The 16,030-nt window shown below is 65.4% G+C and carries 17 protein-coding genes and 1 tRNA gene; 16 read left to right on the top strand and 2 right to left on the bottom strand.

The window, feature by feature from the left end:
* From I6F20_RS05530 to I6F20_RS05600, 15 genes are all read left to right on the top strand, one after another.
* Window positions 1-984, top strand: a complete 984-nt coding sequence (locus tag I6F20_RS05530; protein WP_225125361.1) for an ABC transporter ATP-binding protein — start codon at window positions 1-3, stop codon at window positions 982-984.
* Window positions 981-1,967, top strand: coding sequence for an ABC transporter ATP-binding protein (locus I6F20_RS05535; RefSeq protein WP_225125364.1), 987 nt, complete (start codon window positions 981-983; stop codon window positions 1,965-1,967). Before I6F20_RS05530 ends, I6F20_RS05535 begins: the two co-directional genes overlap by 4 nt.
* Entirely contained in the window at window positions 1,967-2,896 is a 930-nt protein-coding gene (locus I6F20_RS05540; RefSeq protein WP_225125366.1) for an ABC transporter permease, read from the top strand. Before I6F20_RS05535 ends, I6F20_RS05540 begins: the two co-directional genes overlap by 1 nt.
* Window positions 2,893-3,753 (top strand): ABC transporter permease, encoded by an 861-nt coding sequence (locus tag I6F20_RS05545; protein ID WP_225125367.1) that lies wholly within the window; start codon window positions 2,893-2,895, stop codon window positions 3,751-3,753. Before I6F20_RS05540 ends, I6F20_RS05545 begins: the two co-directional genes overlap by 4 nt.
* 290 nt (window positions 3,754-4,043) lie before the next feature.
* Window positions 4,044-5,894, top strand: a complete 1,851-nt coding sequence (ilvD, locus tag I6F20_RS05550) for a dihydroxy-acid dehydratase (RefSeq protein ID WP_109143722.1) — start codon at window positions 4,044-4,046, stop codon at window positions 5,892-5,894.
* Between the two features lie 257 nt (window positions 5,895-6,151).
* Entirely contained in the window at window positions 6,152-6,601 is a 450-nt protein-coding gene (locus I6F20_RS05555) for a hypothetical protein (RefSeq protein WP_225112899.1), read from the top strand.
* A gap of 315 nt (window positions 6,602-6,916) precedes the next feature.
* Window positions 6,917-7,240, top strand: coding sequence for a hypothetical protein (locus I6F20_RS05560; protein WP_036028057.1), 324 nt, complete (start codon window positions 6,917-6,919; stop codon window positions 7,238-7,240).
* Window positions 7,241-7,362: 122 nt separating this feature from the next.
* Window positions 7,363-7,707 carry a hypothetical protein gene (locus I6F20_RS05565; RefSeq protein WP_036012306.1) on the top strand — a complete coding sequence of 115 codons (345 nt, stop codon included), beginning with the start codon at window positions 7,363-7,365 and terminating at the stop codon, window positions 7,705-7,707.
* 119 nt (window positions 7,708-7,826) lie between these two features.
* Window positions 7,827-7,916: transfer RNA gene (locus I6F20_RS05570), tRNA-Ser, on the top strand.
* A gap of 787 nt (window positions 7,917-8,703) precedes the next feature.
* On the top strand, window positions 8,704-9,000 hold the full coding sequence (locus I6F20_RS05575) for a hypothetical protein (RefSeq protein WP_035999192.1): 297 nt from the start codon (window positions 8,704-8,706) through the stop codon (window positions 8,998-9,000).
* Between the two features lie 192 nt (window positions 9,001-9,192).
* Window positions 9,193-11,226 (top strand): VTT domain-containing protein, encoded by a 2,034-nt coding sequence (locus I6F20_RS05580; RefSeq protein WP_225125369.1) that lies wholly within the window; start codon window positions 9,193-9,195, stop codon window positions 11,224-11,226.
* On the top strand, window positions 11,226-11,900 hold the full coding sequence (locus tag I6F20_RS05585; protein ID WP_035999197.1) for an endonuclease/exonuclease/phosphatase family protein: 675 nt from the start codon (window positions 11,226-11,228) through the stop codon (window positions 11,898-11,900). Before I6F20_RS05580 ends, I6F20_RS05585 begins: the two co-directional genes overlap by 1 nt.
* A gap of 167 nt (window positions 11,901-12,067) precedes the next feature.
* Window positions 12,068-12,256, top strand: a complete 189-nt coding sequence (locus I6F20_RS05590) for a hypothetical protein (protein WP_225125371.1) — start codon at window positions 12,068-12,070, stop codon at window positions 12,254-12,256.
* A gap of 224 nt (window positions 12,257-12,480) precedes the next feature.
* Window positions 12,481-12,801 (top strand): DUF1476 domain-containing protein, encoded by a 321-nt coding sequence (locus tag I6F20_RS05595; protein WP_225125373.1) that lies wholly within the window; start codon window positions 12,481-12,483, stop codon window positions 12,799-12,801.
* Between the two features lie 106 nt (window positions 12,802-12,907).
* A complete protein-coding gene (locus I6F20_RS05600; RefSeq protein ID WP_036031443.1) occupies window positions 12,908-13,198 on the top strand; it encodes a hypothetical protein in 291 nt (96 codons plus the stop codon).
* Between the two features lie 33 nt (window positions 13,199-13,231).
* Here I6F20_RS05600 and I6F20_RS37910 read toward each other — a convergent pair whose 3' ends face one another.
* Window positions 13,232-13,360 (bottom strand): hypothetical protein, encoded by a 129-nt coding sequence (locus I6F20_RS37910; RefSeq protein ID WP_260347296.1) that lies wholly within the window; start codon window positions 13,358-13,360, stop codon window positions 13,232-13,234.
* A 791-nt stretch (window positions 13,361-14,151) separates the two neighbouring features.
* Between I6F20_RS37910 and I6F20_RS05605 the strand changes: the two genes are divergently transcribed.
* On the top strand, window positions 14,152-15,078 hold the full coding sequence (locus I6F20_RS05605; RefSeq protein ID WP_057029204.1) for a septal ring lytic transglycosylase RlpA family protein: 927 nt from the start codon (window positions 14,152-14,154) through the stop codon (window positions 15,076-15,078).
* Here the strand turns inward: I6F20_RS05605 and I6F20_RS05610 are convergent.
* The gene (locus I6F20_RS05610) at window positions 15,072-16,028 is read right to left on the bottom strand and encodes an alpha/beta fold hydrolase (RefSeq protein WP_036031438.1); all 957 of its coding nucleotides are present in this window, start codon (window positions 16,026-16,028) and stop codon (window positions 15,072-15,074) included. The genes I6F20_RS05605 and I6F20_RS05610 overlap by 7 nt on opposite strands.
* Window positions 16,029-16,030: the final 2 nt, after the last annotated feature.

Genomic DNA, 16,030 nt, shown 5'->3' on the forward strand with positions numbered 1-16,030 from the left:
GTGAAGCCGCTGGTCAGCATCGAGGACTTGCGCGTCGCCTTCAATGGCGTGCCGGTCCTGCGCGGCGTCGACATTGCCCTGCAGAAGGGCGAGGCCGTCGGCCTCGTCGGCGAGTCCGGCTCCGGCAAATCGGTGACGTGGCTCGCCGCGCTCGGCCTGTTGCCGCGCCATGCGCAAGTCTCTGGCTCGGTGCGGCTCGACGGGCGCCAGATTCTCGGCGCGCCGGCCACCGAGCTCGATCAGGTCAGGGGCGGGCGGATCGCCATGATCTTCCAGGATCCGGCGAGCGCGCTCAACCCGGTGCTGACCATCCGCAGGCAGCTGTGCGAAGCGCTGGCGCTGCACCGCGATCTCCAAGGCAACGCCGTGAAGGCGGAGGCGCGGCGGCTGCTCGATCTCGTCGGCATTCCCGACGCTGGCCGCCGGCTCGAGGCCTATCCGCACGAATTCTCCGGCGGCCAGGTCCAGCGCATCATGATCGCGATGGCGCTGGCCGGGAATCCCGATCTCTTGATCGCGGACGAGCCGACCACTGCGCTCGATGCCACCATTCAGGCGCAGATCCTGGAGCTGCTTTCAACTGTCCGCCGCGAGCTCGGCATGGCCATGGTGCTGATCAGCCACGACCTCGGCGTCGTCGCGGAGAATTGCGACCGCGTCGCGGTGATGTATGCCGGCCGCATCGTCGAGCAGGCGCCGAGCAACCAGCTGTTCGCCGATCCCGTGCATCCCTACGCGCAAGGATTGATCGGCGCGCTGCCGCCGCTCGATGGCCCGCGGCGGCGCCTCACCGCCATTCCCGGCACGGTGCCCGATCCCGCGCACATGCCCGGCGGCTGCGCCTTCGCGCCGCGCTGCGCGCTGGTCGCGGAAGCATGCGGCCTTGCGGCGCCGATGCTGGCGCCGATCGCGGATGACCGCAGCGTGGCCTGCGTCCGTGCCGAGACCTCGCGCCGCGCGCTGCTCGGGATTGCCGCCGAATGAGTCCGCCGCTCGTCGAGGTCTCCGCGATCTCGCGCACCTATGCGATGCGCTCCGGAATGTTCGGGAGAGCTGCGGCCGTGCATGCCGTCGACGGCGTGTCGCTGACGATTCCAAGGGGCCAGACGCTCGGTCTCGTCGGCGAATCCGGTTCGGGCAAGTCCACCACGGGCCGCATCGTGCTCGGCCTCGAGCCGCCTGACAGCGGCGCGGTGCGGTTCGACGGCAAGCCGATGGCCGCGCTTGGGACAACGGCGTGGCGTGCGCAGCGCGCGCGGATGCAGATGATCTTCCAGGATCCGCTCGGTGCACTCGACCGGCGGCTGCCGGTTGCAACGCAGATCCGCGAGCCGCTCGACATTCACGGCCTCGGTACGCCGGCGGAGCGCGACGAGCGCATCCGCGACCTGCTGCGCGCCGTCGAGCTCACGCCGGCGCATGGCGCACGCTATCCCGGCGCGCTCTCCGGCGGGCAGCGTCAGCGCATCGTGCTGGCGCGGGCGCTGGCCACGAAACCGGATTTCCTGGTCTGCGACGAGCCGGTCAGCGCGCTCGACGTCTCGATCCAGGCGCAGGTGGTGAATCTGCTCTGCGATCTCCAGGCGCAACTGTCGCTGACGCTGCTCTTCATCAGCCACGATCTGCGCGTCGTCAGGCAGATCAGCAACGTCGTCGCCGTGATGTATCTCGGCCGCATCGTCGAGATCGGCAGCGCGGACGATCTGTTCGCGCGGCCCGAGCATCCCTACACCCAGGCGCTGGTCTCGGCCTCGCCCGCGCCGGGCCGCCGCAGTGCGGGCCGCATCGTGCTAGCAGGCGACCCGCCGAACCCGGCCGCGCGCCCCACGGGCTGCGCCTTCCATCCGCGCTGCCCGCGCGCCATCGCGCGCTGCGCGCGCGAGGTGCCGGCGCTGTCCGCCGTCGGCGGCGACAGGCAGGTCGCCTGCCATCTCGTCGCCGGCGCTGCGACACGGGACGCCGCGTGATGGGACGTTATTTCGCCATTCGGATCGGACGCGCCGCGCTCACGATCGTGCTCGTCGTGACCTTCGCCTTCATCGTGTTGCGGCTGTCAGGCGATCCCGCACTGATGATGCTGGGACCGGAGGCGCCGCCGGAGGTGCTCGCGGCATTCCGCAAGGCTTGGGGCCTCGATGACCCGATCTGGGCTCAATATTTCGATTATTTCGGCGCCATCGCCAAGGGCGAGCTCGGCCGCTCCATGCGCGACGGCCGGCCCGCGATCGAGCTGGTGCTGGAACGCATCCCGGCGACGCTGGCGCTGACCCTGCCGGCGTTCTTCTTCAAGGTCGCGCTCGGCGTTCCCGCAGGGATCTACGCCGCGCTGCATCGCGGCTCGGCCATCGATCGCGCCGTGATGATGACGGCGGTCGCGGGCTTTACCGTGCCGAGCTTCGTGCTCGCGCTGCTGCTGGTGCTGATCTTCGCCGTGCAGCTGGGCTGGCTCCCTTCGGGCGGGCAGGACAGCTGGCGCCACGCCATCCTGCCGATCGCAACGCTCAGCCTCGGCGGCGCGGCGGTGCTGGCGCGCTTCACCCGCAGCGCCATGCTGGAGGTGCTGGGCCAGCCCTATATCCGCACCGCATCCGCAAAAGGCGTGCCGTGGCGCAAGGTGGTGACCTCGCATGCGCTGCCGAACGCGGCGATCCCGACCGTGACCATCCTCGGCTTCATGGTGGGCACGCTGATCGCAGGCGCAGTCGTGGTCGAGAGCGTGTTCGCCTGGCCGGGAGTAGGGCGGCTTCTCGTCGTCGCGGTTGCCAACCGCGATCTCGCGGTCGTGCAATGCATTCTGCTGCTGGTTGCCATGACCATGGTGACGTCCAATCTGATCGTCGACTTCCTCTACGGCTTCCTCGACCCGCGCCTGCGCAGCAAGGGAGCCCACGCATGACCGACGCGACGCTGAAGGAGACCAACGCGTTTTCACGCCGCATCAGCCTGCCAGCCATTCCGGTCTCGGTCGCGCTGGCGATCACCTGGATCGTCGCGATGCTGCTGATCGCGGCCTTTGCGGAGAAGATCGCGCCTTACGGCTTCACACAGCTCGACCTGCGCAACCGGCTTGCTGCGCCCGGCAATGCCGCGCACTGGCTTGGCACCGACGAGCTTGGCCGGGACGTGCTGTCGCGGCTGCTCGTCTCGATCCGCATCTCGCTCCTGATCGCGTTCGGCGCGACCGCAATCTCGGCCGTGGTCGGGACCACCCTCGGCTTCCTCGCCGCGCATTTTCGTGGGTTCGTCGAGCAGCTCGTGCTGATGCTGACCGACTTCCAGGCCAGCATGCCCTTCCTGATCATGGCGCTGGCCGTGCTGGCCTTCTTCGGCAACTCGTTGCCGCTCTTGGTCGGGCTGATGGGCCTGTTCGGCTGGGAGCGCTACGCCCGCATCGCGCGGGGCCTTGCCATCTCCGCCAATGCGCAGGGCTACGCCGCTGCCGTCCGCCAGCTAGGGGCGACGCCGTCGCGGATCTACCTCCGGCACATCCTGCCCAACATCGCCTCGACCTTGATCGTCTCGACCACGCTCGTGTTCCCCGAGGTGATCCTGATGGAGTCAGGCCTGTCCTTCCTCGGCCTCGGCGTGCAGCCGCCGATGACCAGCCTCGGTAACATGGTCGGCTACGGCCGGGAATATCTGACCCGCGCCCCCTGGATCATGCTGGCGCCGGCGACGACCATCGTGGTCACCACCCTGGCGGTCTCTGTGATCGGCGACTGGCTGCGCGATCGGCTCGATCCGACGCTGTAATAGGGGCTCCGACGCCCCCCGCCGTCATTCCGGGGCGCGCCGAAAGGTGCGAACCCGGAATCCATTGTCCCGCGGGTGCTGCCGCCCGATGGATTCCGGGTTCGATGCTGCGCATCGCCCCGGAATGACAGAGAGTGAGCGACGAGCCCCCGCGCCGGGAGCAGGGGAGCCCTGTCCGACCCAAGTTCCCGTTGCGCGGGCTGCCCCCGTGCGGTATCCGGCCGGAAAGGCCTGAGGTGGCTCCACATTTTCCCGCCCCGGCCGACGCAAACCCGAGGACGGAAACCGCCATGCCAGCCTATCGCTCCCGCACCACCACCCACGGCCGCAACATGGCGGGCGCCCGCGGCCTCTGGCGCGCGACGGGCATGAAGGACGCCGATTTCGGCAAGCCGATCATCGCGGTGGTCAACTCCTTCACCCAATTCGTGCCCGGCCACGTGCATCTGAAGGACCTCGGCCAGCTCGTGGCGCGCGAGATCGAGCAGGCCGGCGGCGTGGCGAAAGAGTTCAACACCATCGCGGTCGATGACGGCATCGCCATGGGCCATGACGGCATGCTCTACAGCCTGCCGTCGCGCGAGCTGATCGCCGACAGCGTCGAGTACATGGCCAACGCGCATTGCGCCGACGGCCTCGTCTGCATCTCCAATTGCGACAAGATCACGCCCGGCATGCTGATGGCCGCGCTCAGGCTCAACATCCCCGCCGTGTTCGTCTCGGGCGGGCCGATGGAGGCCGGCAAGGTCAAGCTGGCCGGCAAGACCAAGGCGGTCGACCTCATCGACGCCATGGTGGCCGCCGCCGATAGCAAGGTCAGCGACGAGGACGTCAAGGTGATCGAGCGCTCGGCGTGCCCGACCTGCGGCTCCTGCTCGGGCATGTTCACCGCCAATTCCATGAACTGCCTGACTGAGGCGCTGGGCCTCGCGCTGCCCGGCAACGGCTCGGTGGTCGCAACCCATGCCGACCGCAAGCGCCTGTTCGTCGAGGCCGGCCACACCATCGTCGATCTGGTCCGCCGTTATTACGAGCAGGACGATGCCTCCGTGCTGCCGCGCAACATCGCGAATTTCAAGGCGTTCGAAAACGCGATGACGCTCGATATCGCGATGGGCGGCTCGACCAACACCGTGCTGCATCTCTTGGCTGCCGCCCATGAGGGGCAGGTCGCCTTCACCATGAAGGACATCGACCGTCTGTCGCGCCGCGTGCCCGTGCTCTGCAAGGTCGCGCCTTCCGTCGCCGACGTGCATGTCGAGGACGTGCACCGTGCCGGCGGCATCATGGGCATCCTCGGCGAGCTCGACCGCGCCGGGCTGATCGACACCTCTGTTACGACCGTGCACGCGCCGACCATGAACGAGGCGCTGGAGCGCTGGGACATCAAGCGCACCAAGAGTGAGACGGTCCGGACCTTCTATCGCGCTTCGCCCGGCGGCATCCCCACGCAAGTCGCCTTCAGCCAGGAGCGCCGCTACGACGAGCTCGACGCCGACCGCGAGAAGGGCGTCGTGCGCGATCTCGCGCACGCCTTCAGCAAGGACGGCGGTCTCGCCGTGCTCTACGGCAATCTCGCGCAGGACGGCTGCATCGTGAAGACCGCCGGCGTCGATGCCTCGATCCTGAAATTCTCCGGCCCAGCGCGCGTGTTCGAAAGCCAGGACGCGGCGGTCGAAGGCATCTTGGGCGGCAAGGTCGTCGCCGGCGAAGTCGTGGTCATCATCTATGAAGGCCCTCGCGGCGGCCCCGGCATGCAGGAGATGCTGTATCCGACCAGCTATCTGAAATCGATGGGCCTCGGCAAAGCCTGTGCGCTCGTCACCGACGGCCGCTTCTCCGGCGGCTCCTCCGGCCTGTCGATCGGCCATCTGTCGCCGGAGGCCGCCGAAGGCGGCAATATCGGCCTGGTGCGGACGGGCGACATCATCGCCATCGACATCCCGAACCGCAGCATCAGCCTCGAGGTCTCCGACGAGGAGCTCGCCAAGCGCCGCGCCGCGGAGGAGGCGAAGGGCGATGCCGCCTGGCAGGCGCAAGGCCGCAAGCGCAACGTCTCGACCGCGCTGCAGGCTTACGCCGCGCTCACCACCAGTGCCGCGCGCGGTGCGGTGCGCGAGGTCAAGCGGCGTCCGAAGTAGGCGGCATCGGCGCCACTGGCCTGGATCGGCGATCTTGGAACGCCTCGCGGCTCCGTGCGACCACCCGGATGCGCCGTTGCAGGAAGTAGCCGGAACGGAGATCGGGAAAGAACGGCCCCCGCCACCCTAGGGCGTGGGGCTGGTTGGGGTGGGAGCGGGAGCCGTTTGCTCAGTGGGCACCCGACGTGCGGGCTCGCCCGCCAGGCATCATCAACTTAGTGCATTGTCCACATTTTGCTATTTAATTTTTATTAATTTTGTTTTTATTTTTATTTAATCGTGCCATCCTAAGAAAAATCGTCGAAATCCATTTTTCCGAATTCAGCCGAGGCGGTCGCCGTATCGAGGTTCGTCCGCAAAGGTTCGGATTGCCAATAGCGGAGTTAGCCATGAGTCATTCTCCATCACTCGTGCCGCAAATCACGACAGACCGGGACGTCTATCTTGTGCTCGATGATTTCGGCCGCCGCCTGGGCCGGGCTTGGTGCGAGACGGCCGAGGAGGACGCCAATCGCGCGACCCTGCTCAGACATCTCGCCGAAGGGCAATATCTCCATCCCGCACGTATCGTGGCCTTCAATACTGCGGAGGGATGGTCGCGCGATGCCACCGCTGAAATCGCCGATGAGCTGCGCCGTCGCTTCGTCGAACTCGAGGAGACCGATCCCTCGCTGTTGGAGTTTCTGGAAAGAGCAGCGAGGCGTTGAAAGCTCGAACATGGAACGAGGATGAACTGCAAATTATGCTCGAACGAGTGCCGCGGCGATGTCCGATCGCGGACTCGCTGTCATGCGCACCCCCGCGCAAACATCCCGCGCGTTAATGCGCGTGGTCAATGAGTTCTTACCGCTCCGCCGCGATCGATCGTTCGCATTAAGGATGCCTCGACGAAGTTCGGCAAGGCAAGGTTTTGCGCCGTATACTCCCGCGACCTTCGCAGATCCGTTTCGGGCAACTGGGGCACCACCGCAATGTCTCGTACTCTCGCTGTCGTTTTCTCAACGGCCGTCGCCGCCATTTCCATGACGGGCGCGGCCTCCGCCGGCTGCTACAATTGCTACACGCCGCCGCCGTGCACGACCTGCTACCAGCAACAATATGTGCCGCCGCAATACCGCACCGTCGACGAGACCGTGATGGTCTCGCCCGGCTCCGTGGTCGCGCACCGCACGCCGGCGCAGTACCGCACCGTGATGGTGCCGCAGACCGTGATGGTCGCGCCGCCCAGCGTCCAGTACGAGCGCATCCCGCCGCAATACGCCACCCGGCAGCGCGTCGAGATGGTCTCGCCGGGTTATTCCTATTACGCCCCGGTGCAGATGAACTGCGCGTCCTGCGGCTACTGAGCTAGACGCAAACAACAAAGAATTTCAGGACGGCGCTCTTCGCGGGGCGCCGCGCTTTCTGTTGCGCGACGCAAAGGTGAGGGAGCCTTTGAACCGCAAGGCCCGGAACGACACGAAACGGCATGAGCTCGTTTCTGGACTCCGTCGAGCGACCGCAACTCGGGCTGGTCGCTGCTTTCGCCGTTTCACTGATGTGCGCAGTTGCGGTGGTCTGGTCGGTCGGCTCGACCGATCGCGTTACCTATCTCGGCCCGGACCACGGCCAGGAGCAGACCATCACACAGGTCCGCCTCAAGACGCTCCCACAAGGGAGTTACGTGATCGAACGGGGCGCGATCTACAAGGCAATGCAGGCAGGGTGCCGCTACGACTTGAACTACAGCCCTCAATTCGGGCGCAACGTCAGCGACCGGCAGAGGACCAAGTACATCCGGAGTGCCGTCCTGGTTGATTGCCCGAAGAGCTAGACAGGTTGTGCAGGAAAAGGAACGCGCCGCGCTCCGGCCGGCAAAGGTTTGAGCACTTGCGCCAACTTGGCGTTGCCTTGCGCGGTCGACTACGTTAAGCGACACCCATTCCCGGGACTGGAAGGGTGGCCGAGTGGTTTAAGGCACCGGTCTTGAAAACCGGCGTGCCCGCAAGGGTACCGTGGGTTCGAATCCCACCCCTTCCGCCAGAAATCGCCATAAGTTCCCCTCGTGGGCTGGCACGCTCCTTGCCAATTGGACGTGCCCGACCATGGAGGCGTGCACCGATGGCACAGCGAGTTCGTATCTTAAAGCAATCCAAGTCCGGTTTGACACATATTGCCCGCGAGCTGGTGAGATTGCTGGACGCGATCGAGGAGCTCGAGGAGCTGAGAGAAAGGGTCCGGCTCGCCGAAGCCGCTCGCGTGTTGCACTAGCCTGCGCTGGAAAGACTGGGGCGCCTCGGCGCGTCACTCCAAGGTCTGGATTGGCGGCGCCCCGGTGCCGCTCGGGTCATTTGGCTGAGACCCATTCCTAACACCGCAGCCCGACGGATCTGTTCAATCTTCCTCGCTCAAGTCCGGCCCGCGATGTTGGAGAGACGGATTCCGGCGGTGCCGTAGACCCATGTTGCGTTTGGATCTCCAGTCTTCAGAGGAGGATCGGGACTGGTTGAAATGCAGTGGAAGGAAGCGTTGCGTGCTAGAGCCACGGACACGCGAAACTGCGCAGGAACGCTACTGACTTAGAGAGATTAGCCCGACAGCAAGCTTCACAGCGGGCAACGCATGTTCTTCTTTTTCTCGAACCGGCTGGGATGTCTCGGCTCGCTGCTGATCTCCGGCCTGGTCACGGTGGCGCTGCTCTTCCTGTTTGGACTCATTCGGTTCTGATCATCAGCGCCTGGGATCCGACCGTCATCCTCTTGCATGCTCCCTCAGGAACTTGGCCTCGGCTCGTCTGTTGTTCGCAGTCTCGAGCACACGGAGAGCAGCCTTGGAAAGCACCATCATTGGAGAATTCGACACGCGCCGCGGAGCCGAGCTTGCGGTTGAGCATGTCGTGCAGGAATGCGGCGTGCCGCGAGGCGACGTCTTCGTCCAGCCTGCCGGCGCTGCGAACACCGTGGGAACACGCGCGGCAGGTCCCGACGTCAAGACAGCGCCCACACCGGAGGGGCGGCAGAAGCTGGAAGGCCTGATCGAGGTTTCCGTCGATTTTCACGGCGATGCCCCTGAGAAAATTGTCGATGTGTTGAGGAGCGCCGGCGCGAAGTTTGTCCGCACCAAATGACGACTTGTGCGACGGGCCCAGAGGGCGCGGGACATTCGGCATTCGCATCGAACCGCAGCCGTTGACCGCCTGGAACCCCTTGAGCCTCCAGCGCGTTTAGACGCAAACGCGAATTGCGAGGTCCACCTGCTTCAGAGCGCATCGACACTCACTCCCGGCGACACCGTCTGGCGGCGGTGCAAGGCGCGGCGCGTGGCGGTACTGAATGATGCCGCCGCCTATTTCGCCGCCCTGCGGGAGGCACTGCTGGAGGCGCAGGATGTCGTCTACATCGTCGGATGGGACATCCATAGCAGGACACGTCTGGTCGGAGCTTCCGGACGTGCCGATGATGGCCTGCCTGAGGAGCTTGGTCCCTTCCTACGCGCCCTGGTGCAGCGCCGGCCCGCCTTGCGCATCAACATTCTCGTCTGGGACTTCGTCTCATTCTACGCTTCCGAGAGAGAGTGGAGTTCCGCGGCGAAATTCACTGCCGACACCGACGGCCGCGTCCGGTTTCATCTTGACGCCACGCTTCCGTTTGGTTCGGCGCAACACCAGAAGATCGTCTGTGTCGACGGATCACTGGCGTTCGTCGGCGGCCTCGATCTGACGATCCGGCGCTGGGACACGAGTGACCACCGCGCCGACAATGCCATGCGCTGCGACCCTCAGCGCAAGCCATATCCACCCTTTCACGACGTTCAGTGCCTGGTCGACGGGGATGCTGCGGAGCAGCTGTTCGCCCTCGCGGAGCAACGCTGGCGTGCGGCAGGCCAACAGTCCGATGAACGGCGCGCACCGAGGAACGGTCGCTGGCCGGCGAACGTGCCTGTCGAGGCCGAGCACTTACCGGTCGGGATCGCCAGGACCGAGGTAGTCTGTCCTGCAGGCTCGACCATCAAGGAGGTCGAACGCTCCTTCATTGCGGCGATCCGGTCGGCAACGAGCTTCGTGTACATCGAAAATCAATTCACCAGCGCGACCAGGATGGCGCACGAATTGGCGGAGCAGATGTGTCGCGTGCCATCGCTTCGGGTTCTGATCGTCGCTCCGAAACTGCATTCCTCGTGGCTTGAGTCCCAGGCCATGCAGAACGGCCGTGGCGCCTTCATCGACTGCTTCAGCGCGGCTGGCGTGGCCGATCGCATCCGCTTCGTCTATCCGATCTCCCGCAGCGGCAATAAGGAAGCCGCGGTGATGGTGCACAGCAAGCTCATGATCGTCGATGACAGGATCTTGCGGATCGGCTCGGCCAATCTGAACAATCGTTCCATGGGCGCCGACAGCGAATGCGACCTCATCTTTGAAGCTGAATCCGAGCAGCATCGGGATTTCATCGCCTCGGTCCGCCGTCGGCTCATCGCTCATTTCTGCGGTCTCGACGAGCAGGCCGTCACGCAAAACGAGCATCGGCTGTTCGCCCTGCTGGATCAGGTGTCGAAAAAGGGTGGGGCGAAGACGCTGCGAAAAGTGGAGTCCTCGGTTCTGACCAGCACGCTGGCCACCCTGGTTCAGCCGGTGGCGGACCCTGAGCTGCCTCTTCATCTCGAGCGGGCGGCATCGCGCATGTGGAGCACGAAGACGATCATCGGGATCGCCTCGATCGCGCTGGCGCTTCTTGGACTGACGCTGGCGTGGTCGTACACGTCCCTCAGCGATTACGCCGATGCGGGCCGGATCTCGTCGTTCCTGTCTGCCTATTCGCAGTCCGTTTGGGGACCGCCATTCGCAATTGCGGCCTTCGTCGTCGGCGGGCTGGTCATCTTTCCGGTTCTCGTGCTGATTGCTGCGACTGCCGCCGCCCTGGGGCCCTGGCTGGGTTTCGTCACCGCAATGGCGGGCGTCTCGCTCAGCGCACTCCTCCTTTTTGCGATCGGACGGTTCCTGGGCCGAGAGCGCCTTCAGCGCTTGCTGGGACGCCGTGCCGCGCGCATCCAGGAACGCGTTGTCGGCAAGGGAATCCTGGCCGTTGTCGTCATCCGGATGATTCCGATCGCACCATTCTCGCTGGTGAACGTCGCGGCTGGCGCGAGCACGCTGCCGCTCCGTGATTTCCTGGTTGGAACGCTGCTGGGCATGATGCCCGGCATTCTCGCCATGGCCGTTCTGGGAGCGCAGATCGCCGATCTGGCCAGGAATGCGTCCTGGAGCAGCGTATTGCTGCTCACGCTGGCATTTCTGGGCTGGCTCGGCGTCTGTGCGGGCGCTCAATTCCTCGCGACGTGGCTCGCCGGGAGGCGCTGATGGCGCCGATGCGCTTCATGACGTGGAATGTGCACGGCACGTTCAATCTTAATCCGACGTTCGATCTGGAGGGAGTTTGCTCCATCATCCGCAAATGGTCGCCGGATGTCGTCGCGCTTCAGGAGGTGGATTCCCGATCGCGGTCGGACGATCCGTTCGCGAAGCTGGCGCGCGTCGTCGGCGATCATCGCGTTCATGCCAAGTCGATCGTCACGGAGGACGGTGACTACGGCCAGATGCTCATGAGCCGCTTTCCGTTCTCCAGCGTGCCCGAGATCGTCGACGTGTCGTATCGAGAGCGGGAGCCGCGCAGGGCGATCGCGACGGGGTTGCTGACGCCTTTCGGCGACGTCCGCGTGGTCGCCACTCATCTCGGCCTCAGCATCCACGAGCGTTATGCGCAGGCTCAGGCCGTGGTGAGCCTGGTGAGGCCGGAAAGGACCGTCGTCCTCGGCGATTTCAACGACTGGTTTTGGGTGAAATCGGTGCGGCGCGTGCTCGCGCAGGCCTGCCCGAACCGGACGCGGTTGCGAACTTTCCCATCGCGCTTGCCCCTCATGCGGCTCGACCGGATCTACGCAACGCGTGACAGCCGAATCGAGAAAGTCTGGACCGATCATGCGGCGCGCGCCTATTCCGACCATTTGCCCGTGATCGCGGACATCGCGATCTGACGGTTCCGGCGACGGAGCGCGGATCTCTGGCCCTCATTGAGAAAAGCGTTGTGGTAGAGGAACTTAGCTACTGTGCATGGGGTTGTTTTCGGACAACTTATGCCCCCGGCCGACGGTCTCGAACGCGACCATGCGGAACTTTTTCCTCACGGCCACGTTCATTTGGCATGACTGAAGACCTTTCCTTCCGACGCAAACCCCTGACTCCCGAACAGCGCCACGCTCGCGATGCGGCTCGGCGGATCGAGGCGGAGAAGGCCATGCGCGATCACGAAGCGGCGCAGAAGGCGTTCTATGCCAACAAGGAACGGCTGAAGGCCGAGCGGCTGGCGCGCGAAGCGGCGGCGAAGGGCTGAGCGAACGCGCTTAGCCGCGCAATTACCAAAAAATCGCATCTGCTGGCGGCCTGCATTTGATTGTCGGCCGCCAATGGCGCTTGGATGTCTGCTTCCCATCGGCAGGCTTGACGGCGCTTCGCTTCCGGGAGGAAGCTTCTGATGATCCAAAACTGACCTGAACCATGGAGACGTTCGCTCCCAGCAAGTCCGATCCTCATCAGCGACGCAGAATGGAGCTGACCATGACCACGTTCGACAAGCGCGAGCGGGGCTTTGAAGCCAAATTCGCCCACGACGAGGAATTGATGTTCAAGGCCACGGCGCGGTCCAACAAGCTGCTCGGGCTTTGGGCCGCAGGCCAGCTCGGGCTCAGTGGCGATGCCGCTGCAGGCTACGCGGCGGCGCTGGTGACGGACCATCTGGAGAGCCGGACGATGGACCATGTGGTGGGCAAGGTGGCGGGCGATCTCGCAGGCAAGGGGATCGCGCGCGAGCAGGTCGCGCAGAGGCTTCAGGAATGTCTGCACCAGGCGCTGGCGCAGCTCGAAGCGGACCGGCAATGACACCCGCTGCCGCGTTCATTCGGCGCGCTTGCCGCCTTCCGCGGGCTGTGCCGTTTCGTGCTACCGTGCCAGCCGCCGGAGACGGCGGCGAGCGGGAGGTGGGGGCATGTCACGGGGCAGCTTTGGCAAATGGTCCGGCGCAATCGCATGCGCCGGCGCCATGCTGGTCGCTGCAGGTGGCGCCGAGGTCTCGGCGACGCCGCTGACGCCGTTTCGATACGAGGCGCAGGCCCAGCGTCATTGCCCGCGCGACAAGGTGGTTTGGCTCGACTTCGGCAAGGGCGTCTATTACCGCAAGGGGCAGAAGCGCTACGGCCAGGGCTTCGACGGCAGCTTCGTCTGCCAGAACGAGGCCCGCGGCGGCTTCTACCGCCGCTCGCTGTTGGGCCTGCGCTGAGCGGCGGATTTCGGCGGCTGGCGGACGCGCCGGTTATTTCGCTGACGGCAGCCTGACCGGCACATGCGGGGAGGTGCTGATGACCCGGGGACTTCCATCCGGATAGGTGCGGTTGCCGCGGATCAGGGATTCCAAGACCAGGAAGAACTTCTCGGCAAGCATTTGCGTCACCCTCGTTGGTGATGGCCTCTTGCAATTGGTCGAGGCGCCGAACGCAATAATTCAATCAACTGAATGGGAGCGGGGACGGCCGCGCCTGCTGCGCCGCAATGGAGAGAACCCGTGTTGGACAGGAGGACGTGCGGTTCAGGCAAACGCCAGCGCGACGAGGCTCGAGCAGAGCAGCACCAAGCCGCCGGCGGTCAAGGCCAGGAAGCCATCGGATACGAGGTCATGATTACGCATGGGACACCTGCCGCTCTCGTGTTCGATGCGCGAGTGGATCGACCAAGACCGTCCGAACGCGCCGCTTTGAAAGAGGTGATGCTTGCCGTCCGCGCGAGTGCCTTCAGGCCCTCGTGCGGTAACCCTCGAACGCATGGGCCAGGAAGATCCCCGCGCTTACCAGACCCATCAGTGCCGAAACCGTCTCGATCATCGTTAAATTCCAAATCCCGCCCTCGCATCCGAGAGAACGCGGGCGGCCTTGCACAGTCAAAAGAATTTCGGTGAGCGGCGCGACAATGGGGGTGGAGTGAGGATTTGGCGCAACAGACTGTCCGGCACTGGCACAGTGCGGGGGCCATCGCCCCGTAGAACAACGGAAAAATGCGAACGTCTCGTTTACCATCCCGGCGTGATCGCCGTGGGCTCCCCATTTCCGCCGCGTTCGGGTTGCGTTATCGTTACCGCTTCCGAGACGGTGGTGGGCCGCCTCGGATGAGATGACCGGACAGCGCTCCCGTAGCCAAAGCGGGTTGGGTACGCCTCCGGCGAAGTGGTATTTGGGGCGCATGGGGATCCATCGGTCAGATTCGGTTTTGCGAGCCGCGCGCGGTGTTGCGGCGGTCGCGACCTGCCTTGCGCTCGCCAACTGCGCCTCCTCAAACAAGTTCGCCAGCCGCGTCGACCCGAAATACGGGGTGTCCTCGAGCCCGCGGGTGGTGGCCTTCGGCGATCCGGTCCCGAAGGGCGGCGGCACCTACCGCGTCGGCAAGCCCTATGTCGTGGCGGGCCGGACTTACGTGCCGGAGGAGGACGTCAACTATCGCGCTGAGGGCATGGCCTCCTGGTACGGCGACAGTTTCCACGGCCGCCTGACCGCCAATGGCGAAGTGTTCGACATGACCTCGCTGACCGCGGCGCATCCGACCCTGCCGATGCCGTCTTATGCGCGGGTGACCAACGTCTCGAACGGCAAGTCGCTGATCGTCCGCGTCAATGACCGCGGGCCTTATCACGGCAACCGCCTCATCGACGTCTCGAACAAGGCTGCCGAACTCCTTGAATTCAAAGGAAATGGCGTCGCCAAGGTCCGCGTCGAATATGTCGGCCGGGCTCCGCTAGAAGGCTCCGACGACCGCCAGCTTCTGGCGACCCTGCGCACCGGCGTTCCGGCGCCGTCGCCCTCGATGGTCCGGGTCGCCTCGGCCAAGCCGTTTGTGCCGGAGCTGCCGTCCTCGACCCGCGGTGCCATTCGCGGCGAGGTCCCGATGCCGGAGGGGCGGCCATACAATCTCGGCAGTACCTCGGCCGATATGGCTTCGCTCAATGCTACCTCGGAAATGTCGGCCTCGAGCCGCAGCCGGGGCCAGGCGCTCCAGAACGCCCGCGCGGTGTCCTATGGCGAGGACGGTCGCTACGCCGCCGACAGCGCGGCCGCATCGACCGATGGCGCCGCCGAGGCCCGCAGCATCCTGAGCGGCCGCGGCCTCTACTGAGCCGCGCTCTCCTTCAAGAACGTGACGAGCGCCGCATTCACCTCTTCGGGCCGCTCCTGCTGCACCCAATGGCCGGCGCCCTCGATGATCAGCTTGCGCTTCAGATTGGGCAGCACGCGCTCGAGCTCGTTGACGCGCTTGGCCCCGATCAGGCCGGTGATGACGGCGTCCTTCGAGCCTGCGATGAAGAGGGAAGGCTGGTGAATCTGCGCGTCCTGCCAGGGCGCGGTCAGCTCCCAATTGCGGTCGATGTTGCGATACCAGTTCAGCCCGCCGCGGAAGCCGGACTTGCGGAAGGCCTCGGTGAAATAGGCCAGGTCTGCCTCGCTGAGCCAGCCAGGCAGCGGCTCGTCGGCGCCCGCGTGGCCGAGAAAGCCCTTGCCCTCCTGCACGAACATGGCGGCGGTGGGATCGGCGAGGCCCCGCCCGCCGAGGACGATGCGCATGGTGCGTGCGACGTCACGCTCGAGCTCGGCCTCGGCGACGCCGGGCGTCTGGAAATACTGCCAGTAGAAATTGGTGACGCCGCCCTGGCGCAGCAGGTCGAGCGGCTTGCCGCGGCCCCGGAACGGCGGCGGCACGCTCAGGCCCGCGACCGCCGTGAAGATGTCCGGCCGGAACAGCGCCGCGTGCCAGGCGACCGGTGCACCCCAATCATGGCCGACCACCATCGCCTTGGTCTCGCCGAGGGCCTGGACCAGGCCGACCACGTCGCCGACCGTGTCGAAGATCGAGTAGGCGTTCGCGTCGAGCGGCGCCGCGCTCTGGCCATAGCCGCGCATGTCGGGGGCGACGACGTGAAACCCGGCTTCGGCGACTGCCGGGATCTGGTGGCGCCAGGAATAGGACAGTTCCGGCCAGCCATGGCACAGCACCACAAGCGGTCCCTGTCCGGCTTCGCGGACGAACAGCTCGACCCCGTTGGACTTGATCATGCGGGTTGAGGGCATTC

This window comes from Bradyrhizobium sp. IC3123, from assembly GCF_020193625.1.
Taxonomy (GTDB): Bacteria; Pseudomonadota; Alphaproteobacteria; order Rhizobiales; family Xanthobacteraceae; genus Bradyrhizobium; species Bradyrhizobium yuanmingense.

Bases quoted from the DNA above. Each gene is read 5' to 3' on its own strand.
- I6F20_RS05535 (WP_225125364.1), top strand. From the start codon at position 981: ATGAGTCCGCCGCTCGTCGAGGTCTCCGCGATCTCGCGCACCTATGCG.
- I6F20_RS05540 (WP_225125366.1), top strand. From the start codon at position 1,967: ATGGGACGTTATTTCGCCATTCGGATCGGACGCGCCGCGCTCACGATC.
- I6F20_RS05545 (WP_225125367.1), top strand. From the start codon at position 2,893: ATGACCGACGCGACGCTGAAGGAGACCAACGCGTTTTCACGCCGCATC.
- ilvD (WP_109143722.1), top strand. From the start codon at position 4,044: ATGCCAGCCTATCGCTCCCGCACCACCACCCACGGCCGCAACATGGCG.
- I6F20_RS05560 (WP_036028057.1), top strand. From the start codon at position 6,917: ATGACGGGCGCGGCCTCCGCCGGCTGCTACAATTGCTACACGCCGCCG.
- I6F20_RS05565 (WP_036012306.1), top strand. From the start codon at position 7,363: ATGAGCTCGTTTCTGGACTCCGTCGAGCGACCGCAACTCGGGCTGGTC.
- I6F20_RS05585 (WP_035999197.1), top strand. From the start codon at position 11,226: ATGGCGCCGATGCGCTTCATGACGTGGAATGTGCACGGCACGTTCAAT.
- I6F20_RS05590 (WP_225125371.1), top strand. From the start codon at position 12,068: ATGACTGAAGACCTTTCCTTCCGACGCAAACCCCTGACTCCCGAACAG.
- I6F20_RS05595 (WP_225125373.1), top strand. From the start codon at position 12,481: ATGACCACGTTCGACAAGCGCGAGCGGGGCTTTGAAGCCAAATTCGCC.
- I6F20_RS05600 (WP_036031443.1), top strand. From the start codon at position 12,908: ATGTCACGGGGCAGCTTTGGCAAATGGTCCGGCGCAATCGCATGCGCC.
- I6F20_RS37910 (WP_260347296.1), bottom strand. From the start codon at position 13,360: ATGCTTGCCGAGAAGTTCTTCCTGGTCTTGGAATCCCTGATCCGCGGC.
- I6F20_RS05605 (WP_057029204.1), top strand. From the start codon at position 14,152: ATGGGGATCCATCGGTCAGATTCGGTTTTGCGAGCCGCGCGCGGTGTT.
- I6F20_RS05610 (WP_036031438.1), bottom strand. From the start codon at position 16,028: ATGCCCTCAACCCGCATGATCAAGTCCAACGGGGTCGAGCTGTTCGTC.